The sequence below is a fragment of the Pedobacter kyonggii genome, from assembly GCF_004310665.1.
Lineage (GTDB): Bacteria > Bacteroidota > Bacteroidia > Sphingobacteriales > Sphingobacteriaceae > Pedobacter > Pedobacter kyonggii.
This window is the reverse complement of sequence record NZ_SIXF01000021.1, coordinates 1-12,903: the sequence shown is the minus strand read 5'-3', so window position 1 is coordinate 12,903 and position 12,903 is coordinate 1. Positions and strand designations below refer to the sequence as shown.

The 12,903-nt window shown below is 42.2% G+C and carries 7 protein-coding genes; 5 read left to right on the top strand and 2 right to left on the bottom strand.

Annotation, left to right across the window (positions count from 1 at the left end):
- Positions 1–107 precede the first annotated feature (107 nt).
- The gene (locus EYS08_RS18085; RefSeq protein ID WP_131031427.1) at positions 108–1,586 is read left to right on the top strand and encodes a glycoside hydrolase family 30 protein; all 1,479 of its coding nucleotides are present in this window, start codon (positions 108–110) and stop codon (positions 1,584–1,586) included.
- A 630-nt stretch (positions 1,587–2,216) separates the two neighbouring features.
- On the opposite strand, the gene EYS08_RS18080 is transcribed toward EYS08_RS18085, so the two are convergent.
- Both EYS08_RS18080 and EYS08_RS18075 read right to left on the bottom strand, forming a co-directional pair.
- Entirely contained in the window at positions 2,217–2,549 is a 333-nt protein-coding gene (locus EYS08_RS18080; RefSeq protein ID WP_131031426.1) for a hypothetical protein, read from the bottom strand.
- A 159-nt stretch (positions 2,550–2,708) separates the two neighbouring features.
- Positions 2,709–3,176 carry a helix-turn-helix domain-containing protein gene (locus EYS08_RS18075; protein ID WP_165456500.1) on the bottom strand — a complete coding sequence of 156 codons (468 nt, stop codon included), beginning with the start codon at positions 3,174–3,176 and terminating at the stop codon, positions 2,709–2,711.
- Positions 3,177–3,243: 67 nt separating this feature from the next.
- On the opposite strand from EYS08_RS18075, the gene EYS08_RS18070 reads away from it, so the two are divergent.
- The 4 genes from EYS08_RS18070 (at position 3,244) to EYS08_RS18055 (ending at position 12,213) form a co-directional block, all read left to right on the top strand.
- The gene (locus EYS08_RS18070) at positions 3,244–4,326 is read left to right on the top strand and encodes an ISL3 family transposase (RefSeq protein WP_131031424.1); all 1,083 of its coding nucleotides are present in this window, start codon (positions 3,244–3,246) and stop codon (positions 4,324–4,326) included.
- Positions 4,310–4,870 carry a transposase gene (locus EYS08_RS18065; protein ID WP_131031423.1) on the top strand — a complete coding sequence of 187 codons (561 nt, stop codon included), beginning with the start codon at positions 4,310–4,312 and terminating at the stop codon, positions 4,868–4,870. The genes EYS08_RS18070 and EYS08_RS18065 overlap by 17 nt, the downstream gene beginning before the upstream one ends.
- Positions 4,871–4,924: 54 nt before the next feature.
- Complete coding sequence (locus EYS08_RS18060) at positions 4,925–5,416, top strand: hypothetical protein (RefSeq protein ID WP_131031422.1); 492 nt, start codon at positions 4,925–4,927, stop codon at positions 5,414–5,416.
- 392 nt (positions 5,417–5,808) lie between these two features.
- Positions 5,809–12,213 (top strand): RHS repeat-associated core domain-containing protein, encoded by a 6,405-nt coding sequence (locus EYS08_RS18055; protein ID WP_131031421.1) that lies wholly within the window; start codon positions 5,809–5,811, stop codon positions 12,211–12,213.
- Positions 12,214–12,903: the final 690 nt, after the last annotated feature.

The following is a 12,903-nucleotide window of genomic DNA, read 5'->3' as shown; positions in this document are numbered from 1 at the left end:
TTGGATTTCGCAGTATTTCTGGTTTCAATGCGGTAAGAAATGAATCCTAACATAAGCATTATTAAGTTATCAAGAAATGCATTAAGCATACAATAATTTAGAATACAATGAAAAAAAATGTAATTACCCTATTGCTTATAGCAACCACATTTGCTGCAGTGGCACAGCATAAAAAAAATGCTGGGGTAACCGGTAAACCCCTTCAGGGATATGTGCTTGGAAATAAAAAAGTTGTGGTTTACACTACAGCGAGTAAATCTGATTATCGCATCAGTAAAACTGAAACATTAAGTTTTGTAGAAAATAGACAGCCCTTTGAAACCGAACCAACAATTTTCGTAGATCCGAACATCAGATATCAGGCTTTGGTGGGCATTGGCGGTGCATTGACTGATGCATCTGCAGAAACCTTTGCCAAACTTTCCAGTAAAAACCAACAAGAACTGCTTACTGCCTATTATGATAAAGATAAAGGTATAGGTTACACCTTGGCCCGCACGAATATTGCAAGTTGTGATTTCTCAAGCGGAAGTTATACCTATGTTAAGGATAGTGATAAAGATTTAAAAACCTTCAGCATTGCTCACGATAAGCAGTTTAAAATTCCCTTGATTAAAATGGCAACTGCGGCTGCCGGGGGTAAATTATCATTATACGTGAGTCCTTGGTCACCACCTGCCTGGATGAAAGACAACAACAGTCTGATTCATGGAGGACATTTATTGCCCGAATATCGCCAAAGTTGGGCAAATCATTATGTAAAGTTTATTAAAGCTTACGAAGCGATGGGTATTCCAGTTTGGGGTCTTTCGGTTCAAAACGAGCCAATGGCTAAACAGAGATGGGAATCCTGTGTATATACTGCAGAAGAGGAGCGTGATTTTATAAAAAACTTCTTAGGTCCTACACTGCATAAATCAGGTCTATCTTCTAAGAAATTGATTGCCTGGGACCATAACCGCGATCAAATTTTTCAAAGAGCATCTACCATTTTAAATGATAAAGATGCTGCGAAATACGTTTGGGGTATTGGCTTCCACTGGTATGAAACCTGGACCGGAAGTGACATGCAGTTTGGAAATGTAAGGCAGACACGTGAAGCCTATCCGGATAAAGCGCTAATTTTTACCGAGGGATGTAAAGAAAAATATGATGTAAACAAGTTGGATGATTGGACTTTAGGCGAGCGTTATGGCTATTCAATGATCAATGACTTTAATGCCGGAACTGCAGCGTGGACGGACTGGAATATTCTTTTAGATGAAAACGGTGGCCCAAACCATGTAGGAAATTTTTGTTTTGCCCCGGTACATGCCGATACTAAGAAGGATAAATTAATCTATACCAATGCCTACTATTACATGGGGCATTTTTCAAAATTCATCCGTCCCGGAGCCAGAAGAATTGCCACAGCATCCAGTCGTGATCTATTGCAAACCACAGCCTTTTTAAATACAGATGGAAAACTGGTTGTGGTTGTGATGAATCAATCAGATGAAAAAATGAAGTATAGCCTATGGATAAAAGGTCAGGCAGCTACAACTACCAGCTTGCCGCACTCCATTGCCACATTGATATTTGAATAATAGGTGGACTAATGGCTTTTTTCTACAGCGGGAGTGGTGATATGTCTATTTTGTATTCATTGTTTTTTGATGTAACAGAACGCAATTGCTTTAATTTCTCAAGGTAAAGACTTTATCGATCAGGATGAAGTCTTTGCCGGTTAGCCATTAATAATAACTGTATATGATTCATAAGATTTTGGATTGAAGGAGAGTCGAACTTAGTGGCTTAATTGATTGTAAATTAGAATTTGAATTAAGCCTATTTTGTTTCAATGTAAAAAGCTCACCTTTAATTAATTCTCATTTCTGTTATTAAAGGATTCTTAGGTTTAATGTTTATTGGGTAGGAGTCAATCCGCGGAAGTTTGACCCTGTTTGAACATTGTGAAGCTGTAGTAAATTTCGAAAAAGTCTTGAAAAAAAAGTTGAAGGGCATTATCGGAAAAAGAAACTTCCATAATGTTTTTCTTGACCCGAGTATGAGTTTTCAGAATGTGAACGAGAGTTTGACTGTTCATCAGAGGATAGTCTGCTCAGGCCTAGTAGATGGAGCTGATAATCAATCGATCATCCCACTCTATCCAATAGGACTTTTAATTTGCCAAGTGTATGAAAGGATGATTTGAAAAACAAGGAATAAGCTGCGTGTTAGATTTCATCTTTTTCATAGCCGCCAAGGCAGCTCATACAGGAATTGGAATAGCCATCGTATTCCTCATATGCAGCGCCGGGCTTGCCAAACAGGGTTATTATTCTGTCAATCCTTATTTTGCTTTGGTCTGAAAGCACTAAAAAGATTCCATCAGATTGCGAATCCTTCATCTCGACGATAGTGCCCTGCCCCTCACAAATCCCTTCTTCGGGACAGAAGTAGAAGATTTTGCCGTCAGTTTTCTTTTTGCTTTCAGTCTCAATAATTTCTCTGTATTCCCATCCTACGGGAAAGTACAGTCCTGTTAATAATTCGTTTTTTAAGTTCATTGTGTCTTATATTAATTTTTTCTACCTTATCTAATTTCCGAATAAATCGTAACAATTGATTACAGATTAAATTTACAATTTAAATCCCGTATAATCATCTAGGTGGAGATTTCGCTGAAATTGGTTCTTCGTCATTTTTGGTGAAAGTATATTAAAAAACTACACATTATTTGTTAACCCCTGCTTCTTTTTAAAGGTTACGCCAACTTTTTCTAGCAAGTTGTATACCTGTGCTTTCTGATAGGCTAAACCGTATTCCTGGTTAATCCATTTGGCCAAGGTTGGTCCAGTCCACCTGTTTGATTCAAGCCCATAGTCTGAGGGGGCCTGTTTTAGGACAACTGTTTTTATTCTCTCGAGTTGTTCATTCGACAATGCGCTATGCCGTCCTCTTCCTTTCTTGTCCTTTAGTCCTTCTATGCCTTCATTCTCAAAACGATGCGCCCAGTTGGTTATCTGTTTAAAACTTATATTATGAAGTTCAGACAGCTTTCTGCTGGAATGTCCCAATGCAACCAGGTAAACAATATTAAGCCTTGCTCCAACTGTGTAAGCTTCATTCTTGTTTAAGATTTTCTTTATTTCATCAGCTTCTGCACGCTGAATCTTCAGTACTGATTTTCCCACGGTAGCTTTTTTTAAGACCAACAAATATAAGTGTAAATATGTGTAATTTTATAATATACTTTTTGCTATGATATCGCAATTTATACTTCCTACAAATGTGCAGCTTCGAGCTGACTCAATCCATTCGGAACCAGGAATACTATATATTGATACCTCTGTATGTCAAACCTGTTCAATCTGCCCTGTTTGTAATAAAAAGAGCAGTAAAATTCATAGTCGGTATTCCAGGACTCTTTTGGATTTACCTATTTCCGGCCATTTGTCAAAAGTTCAACTTAAAGCTAGAAAATATTTCTGTGATAACCCTGAATGCCCCAGGAAAGTCTTTACCGAACGGTTTGATTGTGAAATAAAACCATACTACAGAAGGATGATCCGATCGAATGATCTTCTCGCCAGAATGGCCCTTGAGCTTGGCGGGAATACAGGAGCAGCTATTAGCCGCTACGCCGGTGTGCCTGTAAGCCCGTCCATAATATTAAGAGTGGTAAAGCGCTTGGATATCCAACCTAAAAAACTAACGTCAGGCGTTATTGGCGTAGATGACTGGGCATTTAAAAAAGGAAAAACTTATGGAACGGTCATCGTTGATTTAGCGAAAAAGGAAGTTGTAGATCTGTTGCCGGACCGGGAGTCGGCTACTTTATCCGAATGGCTGAAACAACATCCCGAGATAAAAACGGTTTCAAGAGATAGATGCGGTCCATATGCATTAGGTATCAAGACAGGAGCGCCTGATGCCAGTCAGGTTGCAGACCGCTTTCACCTGCTTATGAATCTGGGGGATGCGACTAAAAGGATATTTCAATCGAAGGGAAAAGAACTCAGGGAGGCATTTACACTTTATAATCAGCCGAAAAATCATCCTGCTAAGACCGTTGAGACCGAATCAGCAGTTCAAAATATGCTACAGATTACAGAAGATACTTTAACAACTGCCAATATCAGTATTGACAAGCTGCACAAGTTCGAAAAAGTCAAAGATCTTTATAGCAAGGGCAACAGTATAAGGCAGATTGCCAAGACTGTAAAATTAACCCGTACAACCGTGAGAAAATACACGATGATGGAAAAGCTGGTTAAAAGACAGGCACATACCACGACTAATCTGGACGCCTTTATTGGTTTTTTTGATGCAGGAAGAAAATAGAGTAAAAACTTACCGGGAATTGCATAAAACGATTGTTGAGATGGGTTTTAACGGGAAGTACACCCAGTTTTGCAATAAAATGAATGAGCTTAAGAATACGCAACCAGCTCTTAGACCGAAATCCACAGGCCCAATACTGGTAAAAACCTGGTCTCCCACCAGATTATCACTTATGCTATACATGGAGCCCTGGGAACTAAAAAGAGCTGATGACAAAGATTTTCTAAAGCTTCTATTTGAAAAATACCCACAAATGAAGAAAATGGAAAAGTTAGTTAAAGGCTTTAAAAACCTATTTAAGACTAAAAAGGATGGCACGCTGAAAACCTGGATTGAAGAGGTGTTTGAATCTGACTGTGGTTTGAACAATTTTGCGAAAAACATTTTAAAAGACTATGATGCAGTAAATAATGCAGTGATAACCAATATAAGTAATGGGCAGGTTGAAGGGCAGGTCAATCGTATTAAAACAATTAAAAGAAAGATGTACGGCAAGGCAGGGTTTCAGTTGCTAAGGAAAATGGTACTTGCAAAATCAGCATAATTCACCAAAAGTGACGGAGAACCAGTTTCTCCGAAATATACAGTAAAGGGGATATTGTTTGATCTAACACTGAAAGGCCTTGTGGGGCTGAACGGCTACTCGAATTCCATTGGACAGATCAATTCCGGTCTGGCAATTTACAGCAAACTGGATGCTAAAGGCAACCTTATTGTTGCTGAGAGACTTGGCGGTGGGGTGACAGTTGGCAGGCCTGCTTTTTATCAATCCCAGTTTCTGGGAGGCCAGGGCAATTTATTAGGGTACAGGCAGCTCAGGTTTGCCGGTGAGCAGAGTGTTTATAATAATTTGGAGCTTAGGCTTAAGCTGGGTGACTTCGTCAATTATGTTTTGCCTGGTCAGCTGGGTATGATGGGCCTGTATGATGTTGGCCGGGTTTGGAAAAGAGCTGAAAATTCAGAATTGTGGCACCATGGTGTAGGTGGTGGACTTTATTTTGCACCGGCATCACTTACGGTTTTGCGTTTGATCGGAGCTTACTCTAAAGAAGGATGGTATCCGTATTTCTCCCTTAATTTTCGGTATTAGTTATAATTCGGTAATCTATGGGGCAACTGTTCTTCCTGATAATCAGTTTTATATATCATTATTTTATTATAGCTGATCTTGTCACCTGAGGGGGGTGGTTCACTCTGGGGCTGCTTTTTACAGCTGAAAGAAAACACGAGGCATAAAAGGAGAGGCGTTAAGTATTTTTTCATGTTTAAGGATATAAAAAACCGATTATGGAAATCAGACAGGTTGAAAATTCTTACCAATCCAGCTCAGACCAATAATCCAAGTTCATGTAAGCGACACTGCTGTAGCCAGATATGCGGTTTAAGCCCTCCGTTATGATATGGATAAATACCTAGTAACGGGTATTTTTATCCAGCAGATTTTTAGTAAATTTAAGGTGCTCAAACCAAACAGCTCTTTCAATGAAAAAATCGCTCCGAATCTGTTTCACCATCATTCTTGGTGTTTGTGCTCTATCTGTCTTTGCACAGCAGGCAAATAAGCTAGTGGGGGTTATTGACGATACCTATGAGGTAAACCAGACTGGCGGATACAACCATGTGGTGCCCTTAACGGTTCCACCGGGAATAAACGGCCTGGTCCCCAATCTAAGTGTAGTTTACGATTCAAGGGCAGGCATATCTGAAATGGGTTATGGATGGAATATCAGCGGTCTATCCAAAATTGTGAGATCAGGTAACAATTTTGCACAGAACGGTTTTGTTGATGGCATAAATTTCACGGAAAAGGATGTTTTCTTGTTGGATGGTCAATACCTCACCTGTATTGAAAAGAACAACGGGTCAGCTAATTCTGTCTACCGAACAGAAAATGAGGGTTTTGCTTTTATCAGGGCTATTGGCGCGATACCAAACAGTAGTTCTTCTCCAAATTATTTCATTGTAAAACACCCCAATGGACTGAATTATTATTATGGTGAAACTGCGGAATCCAGAAATGAGATTTCAGTTTCTCAATCACGTAAAGAAATTTTGGAATGGAACCTTACCCGTATAGTGGATAGGTTTGGGAATTTTATCCTGTTCGAATACAGCGCACAGCCTGATCACCATATCCGGATCGAATCCATTAGCTACGCTGGTAATGCTAAAATTGGCCCAGGGGCAAAGAACAAGATTCTTTTCAATTATACCACTGACCCATCACGCAAATTCAATATCGGATATCTGGCTGGATCGGTATTCAAAAACAATGACATTCTCTCTTCGATCCAGATGGAAACAAATGGCAGATCGCATAAATATTATGATTTTAAGTACGATACTCCCACGGGAAAACAGCTCATCGAAATCCGGGAATCTGCGGATAAAGATGACGACTCGGCGATTCCAAAAACGACCATCGAATGGTATAAACAATCCCGGATAGAATATAATGCAGTTGATAGTGCCGATCTCCCTGCCCCTATGGCAAATTATAACTTTATCCGTGATCTTAATGGCGATCAGGATGATGAATATGTCAGTCTGACAAATACAAAAATACCGGGAAAAGACTCATTATCACTGAACGTTTTTATAAAGCAAGCCGGCAAATACGTTCCGGCAATCATCAACCTTCCTATAGCTGTAGGTTATACGACTATTAGTGGAATAAATTTCCTTGATCTAAATGGTGATCAGCTTGCCGACCTGGTTACGCCAAATTTTGTATTTTTAAATAAAAGCACAGCAGAAAAGATCTCATTTTCAAGGTATCCGTCGAACCTTCCGATGTATGGCGTTTTCGAAAGAACAGCGGTAGACCTGGATGGGGACGGCCGGCAGGAACTCTTTTGTAAAAGCTTCGCAAACAGCTACAGCGTTTACAGTTTGAACGAGAAAAATGAGCTTTTTCAAAGTGCTAATATGTCATTTGGAAATCCAACGCTCCTGACAAAACAATTTTTAGGTGATTTCACCGGTTCGGGAAAGACCCAGATCCTGATATCATTAATTGCTGATGGTCAAATGAAAGGAGGGATACTCAAGCTTAGAAATGGGGAAATAGACACAAAAGAGTTTTTATTTCCGGCTGGCCTAACTACGGCTGACTGGACCTTTATGCGGTTTATGGACATTAACGGTGATGGACTTTCAGACTTGATAATACCTTCTTCAAATCCTTATAGCATAGATATCCGGATCTTTCTGTTTACCGGGAACGGCTTTGTACCGACCACTATAAACAAACCCTTTGCCAATCCTCCCGGTGTTAAATATTCTTTTGGAAACTATACTTCAGCCGAGGGGATGCAGTACCTTTTGAGCTGGCCGAACGGTAAAACCGAGGTCTACGATATCGTGGTTCCAGACCCTGGAGAGCTCACTTTTGTACTTTCTAAAACCCAACTGAACCTGCCCAAAGGAATTAACCTGTTTACCAGCCTCGAATCGATCAGCTTTGAGGATGTGGACTGGAACGGAAGCCCGGACCTGGTTGTCCGCGCTAAACGTGAAATCAAGTATACAAGCGGAATCGGGCATGAACACAAACTCAGGGAGGTTATCGACGGATTCGGAAACCTTGTAAGAGTTACCTATTCCGGACTGAACGAATACGAGACCTACAAAGCCAACTATGAGGCTACGCTAAAGGCAGGCTATAAGCTTTTTAGAGGTGGTTTTCCAGTTGTTAAATTTCTGACCACCAGTTCGGCATCTGACAAATCCGAAATCTTTACGGAGTATTCCTATGAAGACCTCATAGAGGAAAGAAGGGGCAGAGGACTGGCTGGATTCAGGAAAGTAATACAAAATAATTCCACTGCAAAAATCGTCACTTTAACTACTTATAGATATGATTTCCCCCTGACGGGCAAAATCAGCAGACAGGAAAAAAAGTCGGATGGAAAATTGTTTTTTGTTCAGGAAAACAATTGGGACTTTATGCTTTATCATAAAGGGAATGACTATCAGAACCTAAGCCTGTCCCAGACTTCCAAAAATCTGATTTCTGCGGGCCTTCAAAAGAGTTTCGGGAAAAATTTCAGCCGGAACAATGACAAGGCGATCTCGCTGATGTCAGGATTTTCGCAGAAAATGGATGCCTCACTGCTCAGAATTGATAGTGCAAACAGTTCCAGTCAGCAGGATATTGCCAGCTCGGTTCTTCACGCGGTCAAGGATTTCAGCTCCTCGGGGCTGAGCTATAGGCCCCTGCTGTTGAGCTCCCGGATCATCAAATATGAGACCGATGGAACACTGTCCTCCAATACACTGATCAAAAATAGTTACGATACCCATTCCAACAATACAAAAACTGAAACAGTGCTCTCTGATGGCACGGTGATCTGTGCGGACAGAAAATTTCGGAATTTTAATGCTGACTTAAGTGTAGGTGCAGTTTATCTTTTCGGGGTTCCGCTTAGCGACAGTACCTATGTCTACCATCCGGTAAAGGCTATGGCGACTAAGGGCCGCACCTTCCATTATATCTACAACGCCAACGGGACACTGGTGAAAATAGTGAGGCAGAGGACAGATCCACAATACAGGCACTTCACCGAGCTTATCTATGATGAGGTAGGGAATATCATTGGCAAAAAAAGCTATAACAATCCGGTGAAAATTCTTTCTGAAAGCTATGAGTACACAGATGATAAGCGTTTTATCGCATCATATACCAATCCGATTGGCTTTACTACAACATATGTCAGAAATGTAGATAATGGAAGAATGCTGTCGGAAACTGATCCGAACGGATTTAAAATGGAGTATCAATACGACCTGGCCGGAAACCTCACCAAAGAAATCTATCCCGATGGAAGAGTAATGGAATATAGCTATAGGCTTGCTTCTCAAGCCGATAAAGATCGCTTCGCTTATGCTGTCCTGGAGAAACAGCCTGGTGCAGAGCTGGTGAAGCGCATTATTGACCGAAACGGTAGGGAAATCGCGTCACTTTTTCCCAGCATAGGTCCACAGAATGCAGATAAGTCGCTTTTTAGAAAATCCCTTCAGTACCGCGCACATTCAGATCGCAAACGGACTTTACAGGTCAGCAAACCAGTATTTTTAAATTTCAGGATAGATGAGGATGGAGATCTCGAATTGGATGAACAGGGCCCCGAACCTACAGAGCCAGGTAAAACTGTTTTTCAAAATGATGCCTTCGGTCGACTGATCTCGGTGAAAAATCCCGACGGAAAAATCTCCAGCATAAGCTACCAGGGAATGAACAAGCTGGAGACCAATACGGCCGGACAGATAAAGAAAACAACTTATGATGCCAAAGGCCAGGTAGCGCGGGTGAGTGATTACAGCGGCAGCACCGTGAGCTATGCATACGATCTTTGGGGTAATCTGACATCACTCAAGACTTCTGGTGGCACCATTGAGATCAGTTACGATGTATTGGGAAGAAAGACATCGGTCAAAGATCCCAATCTGGGAACGCTCAATTATGCCTATGATGAATTTGATAGACTCATCAAGGAAACCACCAATGGTACCAGAGAAATTAGGATTGAATATGATGCAGCCGGAAGGATAACCAAAAAATATACGCCTGCAGGTACCACAACGTGGTTTTACGACCGTGCTGTGAAAGGAAAGGTTGACAGTATTGCCCAATCCTCAGGAGATTTTACCGCGTACCGCTATGACCGGTTGGGAAGGCCGATCGCCCAGCACCAGGGAATTGGCAGCCGCGTGTTTGTCAGTACCTTTACCTATGATTCGCTTTCCCGGGTTTCATCCAAACGCTATCCTTCGGGACTGGTGGTTAACTACGGGTACCGGAACAACGTGCAGACTAGACTGAGCAGTCAGGCCGCGGGGGAGGTGGAGAAAAATATCTGGGAGCTGGAGGAGGTAACAGCTTCGGGCATGGTACTTTCAGGTACCCTGGGGAACGGACTGAAGATTGAAAACCGTTACCAGGAAGAAACCGAACTACTGGCAAGCTCCAGTACCTTTAATTCCACCGATCCGACAAAATCATTATTGGCAATAAGTTATGGCTATGATGATCTTTACCGGATCAACAGCAAGACCGATGCAAATACAGGGAAGGTGGAAACCTATAGCTATGATGTGCTCAGCAGGCTTTCTGCTGTTTCCACCCCGGAACATAAAATGGAAGTAAGCTATGCCGATAATGGTAACATTTCAGCGAAAACAGGCTCAGGCATTTACCAATACGATATCCAGTCCAACCAACGCCTGCGCTATCTATATAATAACGGCGAGAAATTAAGAGAGTACAGTTATGATAGCTTCGGTAATATGGTCGATGAGGCTAAAAAAGGACTGAAGATAGGCTATACCTATTTCAATAAGCCCGAAGCGCTGGAAATGAACGGGCTAAAACTAGCGGTTATCTATGGACATAATCAGAATGAGATCAGCAGTACCTTGTTGAAGGCAGGGAAGGTTATCAGTAGAAACACCAGGCCTTTCGCAGATTTTGAGCTTATCGAAGAGGGCAACAAAATTACCCAGCTCCATTATCTCTCTAGCGGAGGCCAGATGACAGCAATACAGCAGATCACTGATTCAGCGGGAAAACGTGAAGTGAGCATAGTTTACCTCCATCTTGATCATCAGGGCTCACTTGCGGCAAAAAGCAACCAAAGCGGCAAGATTACCTCTATTTACAGTTACAGTCCATTCGGAGAGCGATCAGTTAAACAGTTGGACAGGTATGATAGGTATGGTAGGGTTATATCTCAATCCCCGGTTGAACAGGATCTGGGCTATACAGGCCACCGCCATCTCGATGCTTTTGGACTCATTAATGCTGGCGGAAGATATTATGATCCCGAGGTGGGGCGATTCCTCTCTCCGGATCTGTTTGTCGAAGACCCAAGCTCCGCCCAAAGTTTCAACCGCTATAGTTACGTAACGAACGATCCTGTAAACCGATGGGATCCGGAAGGTTTCTGGTCAATACGCAAACCACTGAATTTCAGTAAAGAAACGCGGGCAGTCAGTAGGGTAATCAATAATATCGGCCGGGAAACAGGAAACGGAATCAGGACTTTCGGACAGTTTCATCAAAATATATATAATGAAGGCGACCGCTTTCTGGATAAATACGGCAAGCAGGTAGTGATCATCGCCGCGGCAGCTACAATAACCTATTTCACCTGCGGTGCCGGCACTGCCGCATTCTGGGCAGCGGTGGGCAAAGGTGCACTCATTGGAGCAGGGGTCAGCGGTGGAATGACCGCAGTACAGGGCGGCAGTTTCAAAGAGGTGATGAACGCCTCGATGAACGGCGCTATCAACGGTGCTGCAAGCGCCGCGATGTTCAGCTCTATCGGCTCGAGCTTTGCAAAATTTGGCGAGATGGGATTGGATAAAGACGTCTCTTTCGCGGCTAAGACACTGGCTCACGGTGGCGCTGGGGGAATCAGCTCAGAGCTGTCCGGTGGCAGCTTTAAACAAGGGTTTTTGGAGACTTCGATCGTTCACGCACTTGGACCATTAAACGAGAGTATTTTTGATCAGCGTGACCAGAAATTCTCCCGTATAGCGTTTTCAGGAGGTGTTGGCGCCATAGCGGCCTATGCAAGCGGGGGAAATGTTGTCGCAGGTGCGACCAGCGGTAGCTTTTCAAGATGGTTTAACTGTGAATCTACCCTTCCTCCTCCGGGCAATCCGATAACAAAATTTATGGAACCCGGGTATGTAGCCTGGAAATGTGATCAGCAGATCGCTACAGATCCTTTTTTTAGGGCTGGATATGAAGACTACGGCAGACATTGGGATAGAGGTAGTGACGCCCGGGATGCAATTTTTACTATATATGAAGTAATAAGAAAAATGAGTGCCCAGAAACAACAGCCTGTTCAGGAGGTGAAAGCACCACCGCTACATTAAGTTTATAAAAACCATTCAGATACCTCAAGGGAATGGCTGCTAAAATTGGCGCGCAATGCTCACAGAGAGAAAGCGAGGGAGAATTTGCAATTGATAGGAGGGTAAAAAAAGGATATTCATTTAATCCTGGCACAAGTTTAGGTTTCATGGCCGGCACGCGGAAAGAAATTCCGGCATAAACCCTCCTATGGCGTTCGTGCGCTTTTCTATTTATTCCGTTGCTTCTTCAGCTTTGGCAGCCATGAAACCTGTGGATGCACCATATTTAAATTAAAATATTATGGAAAATGTAAATTATCAGGTAGCGGAAATCGAAATTAGTTACAGACCTAAAGGTTTTTCCATTCCGTTGAAATGAAAGCATAGCGGAATCTAAACGTCATTTCGGCTTTGGATATTCCGACCCATACTACACCACCCATTCCGAGGCATAGTACACCAGTCATTCCGAGCCAAAGTACACCATTTTTTGTTTGAGGTAATTAAATATTCCGAGGCAAAGTGCACCACTTTTGGTTCATTGCAGGATTATTTTACTCTGCCATTCCGACACATACTACACCACTATAATTAACCATATCACTGATTTGGGCATAGTTTAACCCGCCAATTATATAGGTTTGGTAAGCATCAAGCTTACCCCTGTAGATATGGCGAACAAACTGCTCAGCATGAATAAGATTAGACAGA

Coding starts and splice junctions, on each gene's coding strand:
- EYS08_RS18085 (WP_131031427.1), top strand. CDS start 108: ATGAAAAAAAATGTAATTACCCTATTGCTTATAGCAACCACATTTGCT.
- EYS08_RS18080 (WP_131031426.1), bottom strand. CDS start 2,549: ATGAACTTAAAAAACGAATTATTAACAGGACTGTACTTTCCCGTAGGA.
- EYS08_RS18070 (WP_131031424.1), top strand. CDS start 3,244: ATGATATCGCAATTTATACTTCCTACAAATGTGCAGCTTCGAGCTGAC.
- EYS08_RS18065 (WP_131031423.1), top strand. CDS start 4,310: ATGCAGGAAGAAAATAGAGTAAAAACTTACCGGGAATTGCATAAAACG.
- EYS08_RS18055 (WP_131031421.1), top strand. CDS start 5,809: ATGAAAAAATCGCTCCGAATCTGTTTCACCATCATTCTTGGTGTTTGT.